At 54.5% G+C, this 18,091-nt stretch carries 14 protein-coding genes and 1 pseudogene; 3 read left to right on the top strand and 12 right to left on the bottom strand.

Going from position 1 to position 18,091, the window contains the following annotated elements:
- Positions 1–12: 12 nt before the first annotated feature.
- Positions 13–501, bottom strand: coding sequence for an MFS transporter (locus ACSQ36_RS24780; RefSeq protein WP_436183969.1), 489 nt, complete (start codon positions 499–501; stop codon positions 13–15).
- Between the two features lie 92 nt (positions 502–593).
- Positions 594–959, bottom strand: a complete 366-nt coding sequence (locus ACSQ36_RS24775) for a hypothetical protein (protein ID WP_436183968.1) — start codon at positions 957–959, stop codon at positions 594–596.
- 113 nt (positions 960–1,072) lie between these two features.
- Between ACSQ36_RS24775 and ACSQ36_RS24770 the strand changes: the two genes are divergently transcribed.
- A complete protein-coding gene (locus ACSQ36_RS24770) occupies positions 1,073–1,972 on the top strand; it encodes a hypothetical protein (RefSeq protein WP_436183967.1) in 900 nt (299 codons plus the stop codon).
- Between the two features lie 392 nt (positions 1,973–2,364).
- On the opposite strand, the gene ACSQ36_RS24765 is transcribed toward ACSQ36_RS24770, so the two are convergent.
- From ACSQ36_RS24765 to ACSQ36_RS24755, 3 genes are all read right to left on the bottom strand, one after another.
- Positions 2,365–3,219, bottom strand: coding sequence for a GNAT family N-acetyltransferase (locus ACSQ36_RS24765; protein WP_436183966.1), 855 nt, complete (start codon positions 3,217–3,219; stop codon positions 2,365–2,367).
- Positions 3,220–3,390: 171 nt separating this feature from the next.
- A complete protein-coding gene (locus tag ACSQ36_RS24760) occupies positions 3,391–4,413 on the bottom strand; it encodes an IS30 family transposase (RefSeq protein WP_414948293.1) in 1,023 nt (340 codons plus the stop codon).
- Positions 4,414–5,062: 649 nt separating this feature from the next.
- Positions 5,063–5,536 (bottom strand): hypothetical protein, encoded by a 474-nt coding sequence (locus tag ACSQ36_RS24755; RefSeq protein WP_436183965.1) that lies wholly within the window; start codon positions 5,534–5,536, stop codon positions 5,063–5,065.
- A gap of 1,373 nt (positions 5,537–6,909) precedes the next feature.
- Here ACSQ36_RS24755 and ACSQ36_RS24750 point away from each other — a divergent pair.
- A pseudogene (locus tag ACSQ36_RS24750) lies at positions 6,910–7,515 on the top strand (transposase domain-containing protein); the annotation flags it as partial.
- Positions 7,516–7,646: 131 nt separating this feature from the next.
- Here ACSQ36_RS24750 and ACSQ36_RS24745 read toward each other — a convergent pair.
- From ACSQ36_RS24745 to ACSQ36_RS24720, 6 genes are all read right to left on the bottom strand, one after another.
- The gene (locus tag ACSQ36_RS24745) at positions 7,647–8,459 is read right to left on the bottom strand and encodes a hypothetical protein (protein ID WP_436183964.1); all 813 of its coding nucleotides are present in this window, start codon (positions 8,457–8,459) and stop codon (positions 7,647–7,649) included.
- 593 nt (positions 8,460–9,052) lie between these two features.
- Entirely contained in the window at positions 9,053–10,294 is a 1,242-nt protein-coding gene (locus ACSQ36_RS24740) for a hypothetical protein (protein WP_436183963.1), read from the bottom strand.
- An 89-nt stretch (positions 10,295–10,383) separates the two neighbouring features.
- Positions 10,384–10,857, bottom strand: a complete 474-nt coding sequence (locus tag ACSQ36_RS24735; protein WP_436183962.1) for a hypothetical protein — start codon at positions 10,855–10,857, stop codon at positions 10,384–10,386.
- A 23-nt stretch (positions 10,858–10,880) separates the two neighbouring features.
- Positions 10,881–12,965 (bottom strand): hypothetical protein, encoded by a 2,085-nt coding sequence (locus tag ACSQ36_RS24730; protein ID WP_436183961.1) that lies wholly within the window; start codon positions 12,963–12,965, stop codon positions 10,881–10,883.
- 420 nt (positions 12,966–13,385) lie between these two features.
- Complete coding sequence (locus ACSQ36_RS24725) at positions 13,386–13,778, bottom strand: hypothetical protein (protein WP_436183960.1); 393 nt, start codon at positions 13,776–13,778, stop codon at positions 13,386–13,388.
- Positions 13,779–14,140: 362 nt separating this feature from the next.
- Positions 14,141–14,935 carry a hypothetical protein gene (locus ACSQ36_RS24720; RefSeq protein WP_436183959.1) on the bottom strand — a complete coding sequence of 265 codons (795 nt, stop codon included), beginning with the start codon at positions 14,933–14,935 and terminating at the stop codon, positions 14,141–14,143.
- Between the two features lie 603 nt (positions 14,936–15,538).
- Here ACSQ36_RS24720 and ACSQ36_RS24715 point away from each other — a divergent pair.
- Positions 15,539–15,847, top strand: a complete 309-nt coding sequence (locus ACSQ36_RS24715) for a DUF6471 domain-containing protein (RefSeq protein ID WP_436183958.1) — start codon at positions 15,539–15,541, stop codon at positions 15,845–15,847.
- A 486-nt stretch (positions 15,848–16,333) separates the two neighbouring features.
- On the opposite strand, the gene ACSQ36_RS24710 is transcribed toward ACSQ36_RS24715, so the two are convergent.
- The gene (locus ACSQ36_RS24710) at positions 16,334–18,049 is read right to left on the bottom strand and encodes a TniQ family protein (RefSeq protein WP_436183957.1); all 1,716 of its coding nucleotides are present in this window, start codon (positions 18,047–18,049) and stop codon (positions 16,334–16,336) included.
- Positions 18,050–18,091: the final 42 nt, after the last annotated feature.

Genomic DNA, 18,091 nt, shown 5'->3' with positions numbered 1-18,091 from the left:
GAAAAGCGCAAACTATGACGCCGACCACAAAACGGTTGCGCTGAGCGCGAAACGTATTCGCCGACTTCGCAAGGCGGTGACCTCCACCAGAAGGTCGACGGGATCACCGTTAACCTGCGCCGGCAGTGCGTGCCAGAGTCCGGTTAAAGAGATGACTCGGATGACCTTCACAGCGAAAAATGTCACCCTCCAACCCTCCAGTTGTCCCAATGCAGTGCCGATGGGTACACCCAGCACATTTGCCAGAGTCAGCCCAGTAAACATCAACGCGACAGCCGACGCCTTCTTCTCTGGGGGAGCAAGTCTTCCAGCGAGCATCGAGGCGATTCCAAAAAATGCACCGTGACAAAGCGCCGTGATCACACGTGCTGCCATCAACCAAACATAACCCGAAGCAACAGTGCACAGCAGATTGCCGAAAACGAACACCGCCATCACCATCCCGTTTGGGATGGTACTTGCCGAAGCGCGGGGCGTTGTTCGCTTCGTGAGCATGGACATGATCACCCGAATTATCTCCAGCTTTCTGCTCCAAACCGCATGTCACCGGTCCCCTACGCGCCTACTGTGATTTCCGTTCCACTCCGCCCGATTCAGTCATGCCAGCGCTCATCACTCATCGCTCGAGACGCACCGCTCGCCGATTGACGTGGCTTACCTGCGTGGCAGATGGCCTCGATGCATACAAGTTCCCCGAGAGTGAGATTCGTCAGCAGCACTGCACCAAGAACTTCCGCGTCGCGTAATGAGTTCGCAAAAATTAACGGTGTAAAGGACAGGACATTGCACAAGATGAGCGCAGATAGGAAGAGCCAGAAACGGCAGTCCCCGCAATGAATTTTCACGGCGGAGCCAAGAACAAAACAGGCGCAAATTACGACCAATCCCTCAGCCACACAACACAGTTGTAAAATGCGGTCGCCCGAAGCACCCAGCAGGCCCGAATCCCACACATCCATGACGGATGCCAAGGACAGGCAATAGAACAATATCAGGCCGAATCTGCCGTTTGAACAGTACATTTTTAACACCCTCAAATAACCATAACTACACCTGTAGAAACGGGTTTTAAATGACAGATGCACCCAACACCTCTCAACCCGGCGCGAACAAGGCGGGGAAAAATACACGAACTTCTGCAATCAGGAAGCGACTCGCGCGCTACGTGAGTGACATGCGGGTGAGCTTCGCGGGATGGTGTAAAACGTCCGTCGCCAGTTTTAAGCAACAGGGAAAGTTGGTTTTTGAGTATTTACGTGAAAAATTTCTCGATGGAATATCGCTCGCCATCCCGACAGCCGGGATGAGCCTGATTCCTCCGCTTAGGAGCGTCGCAACAGAACTGACATCGCTGTTTATGACGTTGCCATTCGTCATTACGGTAATTGGCGTCATCGCAATGCTAATTTGCACCGCGTTTACCGAAAGAAGCGCTGGTACGATTGCGCGGCGTGCCGCTCGTGCATGGTTCGACCTTGTGCAGCAGTTCTTTGTCTTTGGATCTGTTGTCGCACCGGTTGTACGCGGGGCCCAGTGGGTCAATGAACACTTCGGCGTCCCGATACCAGATTTTCAGGCTCAACACTGGCTAACGGCCTGGATCATCAACTTTCTTCTTGCGCTCGTTTTCGGGGCATCGTGGGCGCTTCGGGACGAGAATGCTGACGCGCTACCGTTGTTCGTGAGGCTCCTTGCCCCATGCGCAGTGGTCATCGCGGTCATAGCGGCTCTGTGCGGCAATCTTGCATGGGGAGTTGAAAATGGTATTGGCCAGGACGATCAAGTTTTTTTTCGAGCACTTCGCCATACATGTCCAGACTTAGCGTGGAAGCTGGAGTCCGGCGACGCTTTCTTCACCAAGCAGTTGACGTCAACAGTGTGCGTGATACCGTCACCACGCTGCCGTAGTGACAGCATCGCGATACGTCGCGAAATCGAGAACGTCCAGAAGAATGGCAGGAGCTTCTGCTAGAACTGATGCGCCATGCTTCGGTTGTGCCTGCTGATCAACGCAAAAGAATATGTGTGCGGATCGGGGTTGAACACCACGCATCGGGCGCCCCGCAGCTGGACATTCAGCACTCGCCTCTACGGTTGCATGGGCGCCTCGGCAAGCTAAGGGCGTGTCAACGCTGCTGAGCCAGCCTGGCGATGCCGAAAACCACAGCCGTCCACACAACCAGCGACCGATCGCACTTGACGATTGCCGCCGCACACGCAACAAAACGATGGCGCTCGCGACCGATGTGGTCGTGTGTCGGCATCCTGCGGATTGTTGCCTGGTTGCGTCGGTTCAGACAGGGCAGGTACAACGCACGGCCCAGATATGCGCTGCAACCAGCAATACGCGCTGCGCATTTCAGCTTACTGGGCGTTAACGAATTGTCTCCGCAGATAACAATACGTGAAACCCTCTCGAAGCACATTTCTGTGTGAATCGTTAGGTGCCTCGTCAGAACCTGCGTGAAATGTGTCGACCGTTATAGCTCTTACGCCGAGCGCCTTTGCCTCGGCGATACGCCGATTTAGGATTGCCCTTTGCACCCCGCGATGACGGAATTCTGGAAGCGTCGCCCCTGTCCCAAACCATGCATACTCGCCCTGGACGAACATGGCGCCGACGCCCACCGGCCTGTGCCCATCATACGCAGCGAAGATCTTCCAGCCTGCTCGCCCACACAACTGGGCGAACCAACACGCGAAGACGGGATCAAGATCAAACCCTTGCGTGGCCGTTTCGGCGAAGTCGGAAGCGTTTTCAGGACAGACGAGCCGGATGTCATACGGGCAATCCGTAAGAATGGTATCTGGCGTCGTGAGGCGGACGAACTTGGCAATGCCCGACGTCGATAATGTGAGGCCTCTGCGGGATAACCAGCTTGTGAGCTCGACCAGATCGGCCAACGGCGTCACTGGAATTCCCCATGTTGAACCGCAATGACGCCCTAGCCAGTCGATCGCTCGTTGAACGGTCGCTTCATGAGCGCTCTCATGAACGCCCAGTCCTAACGATCTATTGTAAAGGGTCATGGCGGACTCGCGGAGAGCGAACAACGTTATGCCGCCGATCTGCTCCACCGCCAGGCCAAATTTTTTGGCAAAGCCTGAAGGTGCCGCCGCATATCTATCCGCCCAAGCCGCTGCTTCAATGTGTTCAAGTTTGCGAGCGATGTCTGCGTTAAAGCTATTCACGGGCAGCCCGGTTTTTTGTTGCGCCATCACCTGTCCTCGTGCGAAGGGAAAGTTGGTAATCTTGATCCGTAGCAGGCAAAAGTAGGAAGCACATCGAGGTCCGATGCGGGCCCATGGTCGAGTAACTAAGACTCGCGAGTAAAGCCTTTCATGCCAACCAAGGGGTAGGCGGTCTCAAGTCGAAGTGCAACAACTGGTCTAATGTTTAGATGACGTTGCGAGATCCGCTGCTTTTAGTGTCGCGGCAAATACCTCGAAGGGTGAATGAAACGCATGCGTAGCACGAGGGCGGTTGTTCAAGCTGTCTGCAATGACGTCGAGGTCGGCCTGACTATGGACGGAAAGGTCGGTGCCTTTGGGCAAGTACTCGCGCAACAGGCCGTTGGTATTTTCACAAGTTCCTCGCTGCCACGGGCTGTGTGGATCGCAAAAATAGACATTCACGCCTGTTTGAGCGGCAAGTTCTTGATGCCGTGAGAGTTCACGCCCCTGGTCGTAAGTGAAGCTGTGACGCAAGTGCTCGGGGATCGAGTTGAGCTTGGCGGAGAAGCCAGCCAGTGCAGATTCGGCTGTGGCATCGTCCATCTTAGCCAGCAGCACTAGACGGCTGGTTCTCTCCACCAACACGCCCACTGAAGAGCGATTGCCTTCGCCTTTAATGAAGTCGCCCTCCCAGTGCCCGGGCATCACGCGATCCTCTATTTCAGGTGGGCGCACGTGAATGCTGACCATATTTGGAATTTGCCAGCGGCGATCACTACCCCGTGTCCGCGACATACGGGCGCGATGAGCACGACGCAAACAAGCAATGAGTTGACGCCGTAGTTCGCCGCCTGGGTGGGCGTAGATAGTGGTGTAAATCGTTTCGTGCGAGACCTGCAAAGTCGGATCGTTTGGGAACATACGCTTGAGGACTCCAGAGATTTGCTGAGGCGACCAACGCCACTCCAGCAGCGTGAGGACGACCCTCCAGCAAGCGCTGTGAGGCCCGAGTTTGGGCGCGACCGCACTGTTGGATCGTCGGGCCGAACTGAGTGCGTGCGCCGCTGCTGGGACATAACCAAGCACAGAACTATTGCGCCTGAGTTCGCGGCTAAGGGTAGAGGCCGAGCGCCCGAGTATTCGGGCCATGGCCCGAATACTAGAACCCCGTTGACGTAGGCTCGCAATCTCCAAACGTTCCTCAGCTTGCAACTGCTCGTACTGATTTGCTTTATGCATTACAACACCTTATACGCTTTGGTGTTGCGCTTCAATTTTGAGCCCGCCGGTAATACGTTTGCTGTTTCTGTCAGCGAGTCCAACTACCGAGTCGCCGCCGCTTATATAACAGTATCTGAGCCAATTTATTCCACCTCGATCACATAGAATTAATCGAACACCTTGATCAACAGAATCTATGAAGTACTGAAGACACCGCAGGTATTGAATGCAACGCTAGTGAGACCATTCACAAGCAGTCCATCCGGCTCATCATTGAGCCGATCCGACTTATACGCTTACCTCGAAACCAAGCGACGGCCCTCAAAGCTTTCTGAACCGCGCAGACTGCCCCTCTTTCCAAGGGGGCCGGCGACTTGTTCACTGGCGCCGACCTGAAACGTCGGCACTATGCCGGAGATATAAGACCGAGGTGGACAGCAAAGCCTGTGCACACTGATTTTTCAAGAAGCATCTCAAGGGTGCCCACGTTCATGAGCAACCGTTCGGCACATGCGTTTCCAAGCCTGAGAGTTATGCTTCGGCGGGTGCGCAATTCCAACCATACCAGGCTCCGCTGCTAACAAGCGGGCCTGGTCTCAGTGAGATGACGTCAAGCTGACCTGATCTAACGCCGGAACCGGGCGTACTCGCGCCGGCGATAAATTCTCTATATCGAAAGTTCATCTCCCAGAATTGGCGTCCTGCCGTCGCTGGCGAGGAATTGATCTAGACGGTCCTTCGCCTCCAGCAACATCCACGTCGCGGCAGAGTCGAGTTGCTCGTCGTATATCGTCAGCACCTGTTCGAGAATAGTCGCGACCTCTTCATCTACATGCCACACATTCTCCTGCTTTGCACGAGCAAGAGTTCTTTCTAGGCCGGCCTCTGCTTCACGATATGTGCGTGCGGGCTTCCGGCCCACTCCTCTCTGCCCAAGGAAGTAGCTTATGTAGACCACACGAAGCAACTCATTAACAAGATAGGCGTTACCGCTACCTTGCCGACACGCGGCGAGCGCTAGATGATTTGCAAGCGCGAAGTCATCAACTACCTGCCTTGGAACGGGCAAAAGCATTGTTTTATTCAGAAAACGACGCCCCACATGCGGACGATGTGTATTGAGAGATACGCTGCGCGACATCAGTTTTGTCCTGTATAACCTAACGGCCCCGTCCGGGCTTCAATGATGCTTGTGACGTGCGGGAGACTGCTACCCCAACGGCAAGCCGCGCCGCATGAACAGCTCGTGCGATATTGCAGTGGCGTGCATTCCGCCACGCGCACTAGCTGCAGTTTGAATATTTTATGCAACGGAGCCCCTCCTCGTCTTGGAAAAACACACGAATTTTTTCTCATTTCGCACGGTTCGATGACTCGACGACGAGTTTCGAACTTGCGGGCAGCGCATTCCTTCGAACACAAGAGCGAGAAGAAAGGGGGCGCGGCGAAAGTATATTCAAGTACCAGCGTCAATACTTGCGACACTCGCGTTCACCGAGCAAACCGTTCGTCGAGCATGAATTCCCGCGAGGGGAGCTAATGTGAAACTTCTGAGAGCTATTCGGTTTGCTGCATACGTTGCTTTAGCCATTGGCGGCGCAGCAAGGGAGCGTATCTTCGTTGCAGCGGTCACCTCGCCCCCGCTTGAGCGGGTTGCCGGCGGCGGTTCCACGATCCAACGCCTCGACAGGATCCTGGACGCACCGGTCGACGGCCAGAAACGTGCCCCGAACACAGCGGCTCCGGCGGCTCCCTTAGGGAAGTGTGATGGTGAACCTAGCCCGCGCCGCCAGTCTTCGGAAATGAATCCGCGCCACAGGTCATGTAACTTCGGCTATCGGAGAGCCATTTTCGACATGAAAGACTGGACGTGATCCTTAACGTCAAGGCGATACGTATCGACACAAAACGCCTACCTATGCGACATCGGGGTGAGGACAACGACGAGGCGCGCTCGGCGGCGATTACTGCAATTCGTTGCGATAATCTTTGTCGATTTTTCCAGAAAACCACTATTAAATGGTCTCTTAAAGCGGAACCGGTGAGCGTATTATTGTCATACACGTGGACGGTTGGTGTACCCCGGATTGCTCTGGACCACAGAACTGCCGTTTTCCGGCGACCTTGCGCCTAGGCCGACTGCCATGCATATGAACCTGAGAGACTAACAATGGCGTTATACAAACACGAAGCCGTCGTCGGAAAATCGACGAGCGATGCATTCGATGAGAAACACAATCCGGGGGCAGCGGCCCCCTACGCTGGCATTTACCGCTGCGTCAAATGCACCCACGAGATTGGCATTGCGGAAGGTCATATCCTTCCGGCGCAGAACCACAACCAGCACCGCCAAGCCTTGGTCCGATCGAGTGGCGCCTCGCTGTCTACGCTCAGCATAACGATTAAAACGGCCTCTCTGCAATAATGCCGTTCAGTTAGTACTGGACGGCAATTTCTTTTTTGGAGCGGGAAGGTGTTGTAAACTGCGCGCAGGCATATTAACTTTTCTGCGCGATGATTTCATCCCACCTTGCCTATCTGATTGAAGTGCAGGAGCCGGTAGCTAACCTGAGCGGGTTGGCTGAGCATCTGCCTTATGAATGGATTGAGCACGCGGTACGTGCCACGGGGACGGCGAGCCTGCGGCGACGCTGCCTGCCGGTGGAGCAGGTGATATGGTTTGTGATTGCTCTGGCCTTGTACCGGCACTGGTCAATCAGTGATGTGCTCGACGGCCTCGATCTGGCGCTGCCCAGCAAAGACCCCCCCTTCGTGAGCAAGAGCGCAGTCACGCAGGCGCGCCAGCGCATCGGCGAGGCGCCGCTGGCCTGGCTTTTTGAGCACACCGCTCGAGCCTGGCCCCGTCAGGACTCAGCACACCATGCATTCAAGGGGCTAAGTCTGTGGGCGATGGATGGCACCACGCTGCGCACGCCCGACAGCCCTGCTAACCGCGAGAACTTCGGCGCTCAAGGTTACGCCAGCGGCAAAGTAGCCAGCTATCCGCAGGTGCGCGCAGTGACGCTCACCGCGATTCCCACCCATCCGGTCGCCGACATCAATTTCGGCCGTTACGACACCAACGAAATGGTCTATGCAAAAGGCCTGTTTCCACGGATATCTCAGAACCCATCGGCTCCGCCAAACCGACTGTCCAGATTTCCGGGGCCACCTCTCTCCGTGATGGTGAAATTGACATCACGCGCCAAAGTCCTTGCGACCCGAAGGGCTCCGTCGATTCGCGAAACGCCCTAAAGGACATCTCCCGGCCAGACCTTCTTGATATCTAGGTCTTCGATGGTCGGGAGCATGACAATCCCTTCGCAGTAACCACTGTCGAGGAAGCCCGGTGCATAAGCTGGGAGGTAGATCAGCGGTACGCAGGCTTGCAGGTGGGTACCTACCCCCAACAAGGATATGGCATCGCTGCGAGTCATTCGGTCCGTCACATATCGCAGCGATATCGCAAAAGAAGCCAGCAAGACTGCCCGTAGCGGAAGACGCTGGATGCAACGTCCTGAATAACGAACGAGGAACGGCTCTCTTATTTTCGCAGCTCGCGGGTCGATCCAGCCGAACACAGTCGTCGGATTGTATTCAAAGCATGCGCGAAAGAACGCGAAGGCTATCTGTTTCGCAGTATGGCCTGCGGTAGAGATTGCACCTGTCTGCATTACCGAAATCATATCTCGCGCGCATTGCGTGCCATTACCGCCTCCAAAAACCCAGTGATGGAGCAGTGTTACGGTGCTGGCGTAGACGCGCTTGAGATAGAGCGGCGGAATTCTGATTCGCTGCGCCGGGGTATCAGATAGATGCCGCGTAACCGTCATCCGGATTTTCCAACGCAATGCGGTAACTTCCTGTGGTGAGCCTCCATCGTCCCGGCTGAGAGGCCCTGGTGCAATTTTGCGTGATACCTGCAAAAGGAATGCACTTGGATCACACCACCAGCTCCACCCATTAAGGTCATTTTGGGCGAGGACCAGTTCGATAAGCGAAAGCTCCCGGTTGTTCGTCGAATACCAGCGTTGATAGGGCATAAACGCATCCAGCTGCGACATGTTCCTTCGGAAAAATGCGTGGCGCGCCAACGAAAACGGTTCGTTCGACAGGGAAGCACCACAACTCAGGCACGCCCAAAAACCTGCAGAATCGCGAACCGCCTGGCCATACCTGCTCGCAGTCCTGTTGCAGTAATGGCATGTCGTTTGAAGAGGAATGCTGTGCAACGGGCATCTTGTAAGGCCTTGAAGTTGATACCAGAAGCTGTGGTAACCCCATTTGATGCACATTGGGCAAAACCGGAACCTAGTCGAAAAGAGCCACTTCTGCAGCTTTGGAGCTACCTGAAGAGCGAGACTTTCCTCCCGAGGGGCTGGCCAGCCGGTCGCTTCCTTGAACTGCGAAGCGGAAAGCCGCACCCCATTAGGGAAATAAAAAGTAGTGGGACCCCACCGATACCCAAGGATCTCTTTCAGATCCCGGTCAGTATCGATCACGTTGCAATAGGCGAGCCGTGCGATCACCGATGGAGTTGACTCGTACGGCAACGGGGAATAGTCCAACCCGGACAGACCTGCACGAGGCTTCTGCTCCAGCTGCGGCAAGTCGGAGTAGCCAGTTTTCGCAAGCTCAGCGTACGAGGGGCCCATATTCATTCCTCTCCCAAATAACCGGTGCGCGTGCCATCGACCAGCTTCCGATCCATCGACTCGACGAAACAGGTGAAATCCAATGCCTGTTTCCACAGATCTTCGTTCACACCCGCCGGTGCAAACCGGCTGTCGTCATGCTCCTTGGCCAAGGTAAGGAACGACCGTATGCATGCGAAGAGTGTCTTGGCCGGAAAACCCAATTCCGCCCATCCCTCGTGTTTGCTCAGCAACGAAAAAAGCACCTGTGCTTCGCCTTCGAACCGATACCCTTTTCTGAACGCACGCGGCAAGAAATGCGCAGTCCAACTCTTGCTTCCTCCTGTGGTTGCCTGATCTATCGTCCCAAAAAGTTTTCTGAGCTCATCGTAAGTCCCGATGCTCGAAAAACCGAGGTCGCGTTCGATAACCGACGTTTCCAGGCTGCGATGGTGTTGCATATGCTTGAGTCGAGAGTTCATGATTCCGAAATCGGAGGGGAATATTCCAGCGACGAAAACCGCAGAAAGAGGATCCTCCTTCAGATCATGTCGGAGGTCGTGTCGGAGATCATAGAGAAAACCTACATCGTCCTCTTGCATGTATTGCGCGTTGTCCAGAAAAAATATCGCTGTGCGCAAGTCCGAGCTTCTTGTCCGAAGGGCGACGTTCCGCAAGATGCGCACGCGAAGATCTGCTGTCCTCCCCTTAAGTATCCCGACGCCGAACGACTGCGCGAATGCAGCCATGCAATCCCGGTCATCAATCGATTGCGACGCTCCAAACGAATGGTAGAACGTGACAACGCCGGGGATTCTTCGCTGAATCATGGCCTTCGAAAATTGCAGGAGGTAGCTGACGCCATCGCCGTGCGCTCCGCACACGTAGCCACCCGAGTGGCCGTGAAGGGCAGATTCCTCGATGAGCGCATAGCTACGGGCGACTGGAGGCGTCAGAATCGGCACCGTCTGTGAGATCAACGGGTGTTGCAGTTGGTTTCGTCGTGCTATTACATCTGGCGCCAGACGCTCGGGCGTTGCACTGATCCGATGAATGACGGCGCCGAAAGCCGGTCGAATCGGCGCCGACTCGACCGTTGCATTGAGATCATCACCAAGGTTTGACTCGACATCCGGGCCAGCGGAACTATCTGCCTGCAAATCCGCTGACTCTGCGTGTTCCTGAGATTGCGTTTGCGACTCTGCAGCGGATGGTTCGTCAGAATAAGAAAACTCTTGTCTGGTCTGACTCAATACGCTTGCCATGATCTACTCCTCCTGAGGAAAGAAAATTGCCGGAAAAAATCGTTATCTAACCCAAAGCTAAAACGGGCTCTCACTGTCATTCACATCTTTCAATCGCCACTGTTTTCGCTCCCATATCCCGCCATGTATAGCCGCAGCGATGGGCTCGTACCGCCCGGGTGTTTACGCCCCCGAATCCTGTCTGCGTAAGCCAGAAGCTTGAGCTGTTCGTAACTCAGCACGGGTCCGTTGGCCACCCGAGCTTCTGGCACGAGAAGTCCCAAAGGAAGCTGGTTCTCTTTCAGGAACGCACACGCTCGTTTAATGTCCCGGGAATCAATTCGCACGAGTACACGGTGATTTCGAAAAGAAGCTGGTAGCGCTGCCTGCTCGAACCAATAGCGAACGGACTGCACACCGATAAAAGCGCACATTCCACGCGCCATATGTATTCTTGCTTCCAGTGTTACGACACGACCTGCATCGCCGTCTCGAAGTAAAAATCTTCCGTCCGGATACAAATCCTCCGCGTTCGTCGCAGACGAAGGTGTCGAATTGAGATCGCGTTGCATGCTGCCAGCCATTTCCGTCTCCATTGGGAAAAGATCTACCAGTTTGAATTCCGCTTCATAGCGCCATGAAGCGCCGTCACGGGAATATCGATTAGCTTTTTCCTGAAACTGCCTAGCGTACGGACCGAACGCTCCGGAGGATCAGTAGGGTCAACGCGGTCCGGCGCCGCCTGCTCTGGAACCTCCAGGCGAGTGACACGTTCCTGATGCTGCTTTAGCTTTGCGATCTCCAGCACGGTGGTGGGCGTGGCTTCGCCCGAGGCGACTTTTTTTCCGATGCTATCAACATATGCATCCCACGGGTTCTGATTTCCTTGCCTGCTGCGAGCCCGTTTGACGAATTTACTGAGCTTGTTACGCATCCATAACGACACTGGGGCGCGGCGCCACAGTCGCTCCGGCGTCAGGTATCCGAGATATTCGTTTGTTGCGACGACAATCGCGATGGCGATGTTGGCATTCGGCCTGTAGATGGCCACATACACGAGCGACTTGTTCAGATCAAATCTGTGCTCGTGCCCCTCAAGCTTGTATCTGCAGTTTGCTGCAACGAGATGAGGAGCAACGCCACGACTCGGATACGCGCGTACGGTTGCGATCCTGAGGTTTGCCAGCAGCGTCCAGTCGTCGTGACCGGTCTTGGGCAAAGGCCGTGCAAATACGCCTGACGAGGGGTTGTTCAGGTTTGTTCTTACAATGTTTTCGATTGTCTGCCCGTGCGTAGGCCTGCCCACGTAGCCTCGGTTGTGGTCCTCCACGAACGCGTCTATCGCCTCGACCACCTGTTCAAGTCGCACATCGAATCCTAGCGCGTTCCTTACCGGCTCATCGCGCATCGGATCTCGCGGTCCGGTGCCAAGGGTGCTAGGTAGCCTATGCCCAGTCAGCCTTTCAAAGTGTGCATTGAACCGCTCTATCTTGCCTCTGATCCACCAGGAATATACTGCGCCCAATTCAAAGATACATCCCGTGACGTCCATAGTGTTTCCAATCGAATCTTCACATATCATGGCGTAGGCGTTGTCAGTTCTTAGGACTGCAAAAGCATTTGCTGCCAGTTCTGGTACGATTTTGCTAATAACGAAATTTCCAGCAGGAGTGAGCGAAATCGGCACGCCGTCCCCAACAACAGGAGGAAGCGGCGTCAGGGCGGATGCAATTATTTCGAGGAAAGCGTCGGCCGATGGAGTTAGTTCGAATACCAGCACATATCCGTGCAGCGCCCCGGGGTCCTCGTCAATCATGATTCCGACATGAAAGCGACACACCGGTAACGTCATGTCGCAGCCCCTCGGGTCCACAACATGCAATACTGTGTTTCCATCCCAGCTGTGAAAATCGACCTGACGCACCGACAGCATCGGCATATGCTCGAAGATATTTAAACCCGGACGCTCCTTCTCATAGTTCCTCGCTGCCTGCTTGCCGTGACGCGCCTTGATGTACGGCCGCGTGTGGGAATTCAACAACTCGAGACCGAATCGCCGCACAGCTTCATAGCCACGATCATCCACACAGAACGGCCACTCCTCCTCGCTGACCCCATCTTCCAGTGCAGCGGCTCTCATCCGCCTCGCGATGACTGCGGCCGATGCTTTGGTCTCAGCCTTGAATTCCCCGCGCCTCAGAAAGCTGTCAACAACAATTTTCTCTATGCGAGGATTTTTTTCAAAAAAATTAATCAGACTCCACGCGTATCCGCGCTGAGTATTTTTAGGTCTGTCAGCGTCACTTCGCGTTTCTTGTCCAAGGTCAGAAGACGAATGAGCGACGGCATCCTCGCCTGCTTCGCCAGTTTCTTCTTTGGATTTTCGGGTCGGCGGGGACCTTCGTCGTCGAATCCCCGGCGCACGAAAGTATTTCAACGCTACGTACAACCCGTTGATCTCCCCGGTAGCCGGGTTGGTGAGAAGCGCTCGACGGGCGAGTCGGCTCAGATTGCCCGCCGAGATACCTGTCTCAGCACTTACTTCTTTGTCTGGGAATCCCTGGAAGCGCAAAGTCAGCGCTCTTTCAATAGAGAAAAACCGTTCTCTTGGCTGAGGGATTTCACTGTCTGCCGGGCGTGGCCAGAGCGAAACATCTCCGTTGTGAACGGAAAGTTTTTTGTCTTTCGTCATTTTCCGTAATCCTTAATTTATTGATGTGAAAAAACCAAATATCTTGTTTGCAACGCACAATGTCTGTCTCTCGTAGTACGGAATATGAAGTTGAAACCATGATCGTGGATTGTCGGTTTCTTCGACGACTTCCCCTCGACTCGCTTCTCAGCTGACTCTGACTCAACAGCCCGGTAGTAGGCAGTTCGATATCCCTGAGAAATTTTGCATCTCCCCAGTCAATCGCTCGTGCATCAGATACCGGCACCGCCTGCTGTACTCTATAACCGGGTCACACTAGCCTCGCAAAACGCATTTCACCGCTTTTCCAAACACTTGTCCCTCTCGAGGCCATCAACCACAGGTCGTTCTATCAGAGCGATGCTGCATTAAGTCAATTGCTCCCAGAAAAATCTGCCTGACCGGCCACACTATTCGGTGCTAGCGTTGTCTTTGCAAACCGCGTTTCAGTGCGATTGCGAGGCTATCGAGCTTTCTGGGCGGACGTTGAAATGCACGGAAATACGGCAGCGCGACATAGAAGCCGTTGATGACTCCAGTTTCTGGATTGACCGCGATTGCACGGCGCATGAAGCGACGCAAGCCTGGCGGTTTGATTCCCGTCGCTCGAAACACGTTCTCGACCGGTACGCCTTGAGCGTAAAGCGTCAGAGCTAGTTTGACCGCGTGAAAACGCCGGCGTGCTTCTTCCGGAATCTCATATTCCGCTGGATGTGGCCACACCGAAACATCCTGATAGGTGAGATTGATCTTAATCTTGTTCATGTTTGAGACGCTCCTGAATTTCTCAAGTGGGAAATTGATCAAATCCATAAATCACAGTTTCGAGTAGTTCCAGCACTTCGCTCGCCGTCGGCGTGTGTTCGAACGAGATGAGATACCCCACGATTGCGTCTGCATACGCCGAACACCAACCATGCTGGACGCACCACGTCGACTTTTCACGGGGAATGCGATCGTTGGATTGACGATTGCTCGCGGGAAAACAGTGATCAGCTTTCAGCTTTCTTCGCATCAAAACTATTTTTACGTAGTCCTGATAAATTAAATCAGACCTAAGCTCTTGAAAAACGCCCGTGCTCCGTTAAGCAACCGAGAATTCCAGCCGCTTCATGACGCATGTTCGGACGGCGGGTCGTGGATGTCGGGAAACTTACCCCATCTCTGCCAGCCCATTACTCAGGATTCGCCGCAATATCCGAAGGGACGACGCGCAAAGACGGACGCGGCCTTTCCCCCTGCCACTCCAATGGGGTGAGCAGCGTGAACCGGCGCCGATTGAGTTCGTCGTCACGTCCTTTCACACGCAGGACGCCAGTCCGGATCATTCGTGCGACTACCCCTTGCACTTTGCCGGTATCGAGCTCAGTAATTTTCTGTAGCTCGGATAGGCATGTCGTTTTATTGGATGAGCAAAAGCGCTGAATCGCCGCCCGTTCCGGGTAGCAGTTGTATCGATCCTCAGGTGCCGCGTGCGACATCGAGTTCAGCAATACGCTATTAACGAATCGCCATTCCTGCGCCCTGAAGGTGGCAGCGTTGAAGAGTTTGAAGCTTGCTCCCGCCTCGAGTGCACGTTGCTTCAGCGCTTTTATCCGTTGCTTGCTAGGCTCAAGGAGGTCGTCGTCAGCACAAACTATCCATTCAAAGTGGCCATCCCTGTATTCAACAATCAACGGAGATGCGGCGCCAAATGCGATATCCTCAGGCGGAGAATCGGCGTCGACCGCGTGTGGCGCGCCAAAGTAGTGGTCCGCCACTTCGGGGTTCCATTCGGCCAGCAGCGAAACGCAAAGGGGAAGCAGGCCGTAAATGGCAACGCGGCCCGACTGGAAATCCACAAAAAATAAGGTCCTCATGCCACGCGCGGGCGATTTGGCGATTCTAGCGGTGTTAATGCGCCGCGCATGCCGGATTGATATCGGATTATTTAGCTGGTTGGCGAGTTTGGCCTCCGCCAGCGTGCTCATTCGTGTTTCTCGAATTTGCAGACCCGCATCGCCGATATTAAGGCGCAAGGCTGGACGGAGCTGTAGGTGGCGAATCGGTCAGGCCGGCACTTCACACGAAGGAAGCTGGGAATTCCATGGCTAAAGTGCCTCGCGATTCTGACGACAAATACGCGCTGGGCGTGCCAAACCGGAGCCAGCCCGTTCAATTCCTTTTCGAATTTGGCTCCCGCTGCTGCGCTATCTCGCGGCCTGCGGTCGCACGCTGCGCTTGTAGCGAAGGTTCGGTCGGCACGTGCGGTCCTGCAAGCCGGCGAACCTGTGAGGTGTCCAGGCGATCCGGGCCCAAGCGGAAGCGACCCTTGTTTCTGGACCGGAGAGACTAGTCGGCTGGATAGCGATCTGGTCATTCGTAAATCTCCGCGCGCAACTATCCCCGCGTAGGCAATTGCACTCCCTACGCGCTATAGTTCACAGTAGAAGTCGGAGGCCGCAAGTGGCAGCCTTGAGCGTCGCTGGACACGACCCATGGTTGCAATCTAGCACTCGCTTGCGAAGGTTTCAAGTATTCAGAATGACACGGGCGAGAATTCATCACCGGATGTAGCAAAAAATGAGGTTGTCATGATTGAAGGCAAATCGAAAGAAGAGGCTAGTGCCGAGTCGTTCGACTTGCGGTCGGAAGCTAAGTTGGCCCTGAAGTACGAAATCCAGCGACGTGGACTAACTTACAAGCAGGTTGGGCAGAAGCTCCGGGAACGGGGTTGGAATGAAACTGATAGTTCGATTGCGCAACGTATTGCGCGTGGAACTTTTCGATTAACTTTTTTTATGGCAGTGATGATCAGTATCGGTGCAACGGAAGTTTCAATCCGACTTCCGAAAGACGCGTCTCTTGAAAAAGACTTGCCAGAGCTAGAAGCAGCAGATTAAAACCTGCTGAATTTTCTGAAGTTAATACCTTCTCATAGCAAGGGCGGTGAAGCTCGCCCTGATATTCATGCGAACAAACCTCCGAAGTCCCGCCGCACGGGCTTGTACGGTGCAATACCCACAACCTCCTCACCTAACCAAAAGCTAATCAACACCCTGCTGAGCGCCTGAATGCTGATTATCTGTCAACAAATCGAATTAACCGTGTTATTGCTTAACTATAGGCGTTAAGATAAGACCGGAATTTTTTTGATTTATCAAAAACGCCTCTTTCACGACAAAATTCGTCTGTTGACCATACCGTTTTGCAATATTTTTCCGATTGAAGCAGTTCCATCAATCGGCATTGTTGCCAACGCGGCCGCGCTTCGCACAACGGAAGTCTCAGACTCGACGCAGCTTACAGATCTGGAGCTTGTAGATAGTTAAGGTGAGAGTTTCCGGGAGTGGTTGACCCGCCCTGCATGTCGGGTACGAGTTCCGCACTTAATCTCTATTCCATCGTTTGCCGCCAACGATTGTCGGCTCAAATGCCTTCGAAGTCGGGCACAAGGCAACCCCTTCGCAATATCGGAGTGTCCTGCCAATATCGTCCGCTCGAGGTAACAGCGCAAGAGGCACCATCTGTTGCGGAATCATCGCACGGAACGTAGATGCGCTCAGGAAGTCACGAGTCTGAAGGTCTTTGGTGATGGCCGCCAGCATGGTGCCCACTGCGCCCAGCGTGAGCGCACTCATTTGGGCGCGCGGCGCCCTGTCCTGCGACTGATGCATAAAAGCGGCAAAATCGATGCCCAGCCTGTCTGACCTTCCAGTTATCAGTTTGCCGGTTGATTTCTCAATGTGCATGCGAGTGCAGGTCAAGGCGATTTCCAGCAGGTCTCGGCCGTCTGTGGCAAGCGCATCTCCGAAAGCCAGCGTGCGGCGGTCGCTAACGTTGCTTGCTAGCGAATAGCTTTCGCTCAGACGGCGCAAGGTTGCGAAATACGCCCCGCTTGGCGCATCCCGTTGACGGCGCCTTATTCTGCCGCGTGGCGGAAATCTGCGCATTCGCTGAGCCCAGTGCAACAAGTTTGTTTCAAAATCTTTGCCGTCATGCGACGACTCCGGCAAAGGATGCAGACGCAAAGCGGCGGTAAGCATCGTCTCCCGAGGGTCGCACCAGGCATACCAGCTCGGAAGCGACGATTCGTTCTGGTCGAGGATCTGCTCAAGAGGCCAGAGGGTCGCCTGCGCAATTTCGAACCAGGAACGCCATGGCCTAAGGTGCGCTTCGTACTCAGCCATCGCCTGCCTGAATACTCGAATCCCCTCTTCGCTCGGTTCTTCATTTCCGAGGAAACCAGCGCAAAACTCGCAGGCAAATGCCGATTGGCCTCTTGCTACAACCGAACCGATCGTACCCGTCGCCCTCTCGCAATGGATACAGTGGTCCATTAGGGGTGCCTCGTGAAGGAGACATTCCGAAACGGCGGTGAGTTGGTGCAGGACACTGTGATAACGAACGCCAAGACATTCTGGACAAAATCGAAACCGATCGTGAAACAGCACGCCCGACAGGTGTGGCAGATTAGCAATCAGCTGTGCATCGACAGTTGAATGAACAGCAAGCGCCTCGCTAACCTTATGAAGTCGGATATCGATCTTCCGCCCTAAATAGCCTTTCGTTCGGCTGGTAGCAATTCCGAGAAGATCGACCGCATCAGGGCCATCCACTAGGTTCTCCGCTGTCAGGCGGCACACCATTGACAGCGATGACTCCAGCGGAAGAGGATGACGCTCAAGCTCCATCCATCCTCGGGCAACCCGCTCTTTCAGCGACGAGCTCAATCGGTATTCGGATGCATAAAGCTGCGCGGCATCCAGCGGGACGTTAATCGCTCCGATCTCAGCACGAAATGGTAGCGACCGGTAGATGTTTCTCCTGACGTGCTGCGCAGCCATTACAGTTCTGATGTCGTCCTCTGGCATGACAGAAGCAAGGTATGAAAGGCTTGACACTCTTCCTGCGGCCAGGATCTCATTAGCAATCGACGGCAAGAGCTCTGGCTGAAGATTGGACGGAATACCAGTGCATTGCTCTATGACCAGCGAGGAAAATCCATCGGCACGCATTCGCTGTGCTCTCAGACAGTACTCCAGTGCGCTGAAAAGATCTGTGTTCAAGGTCACCGCCGTATGGTCACGTGAAATCACGCGCATCAGCTTAAATCGTGCATCGAAAAAGATCGATCACGCGCGTCA

Source organism: Caballeronia sp. LjRoot34 (genome assembly GCF_964253815.1).
Taxonomy (GTDB): Bacteria; Pseudomonadota; Gammaproteobacteria; order Burkholderiales; family Burkholderiaceae; genus Caballeronia.
The sequence above is the reverse complement of the archived record's forward strand: the minus strand, read 5'-3'. Positions and strand labels throughout refer to the sequence as shown.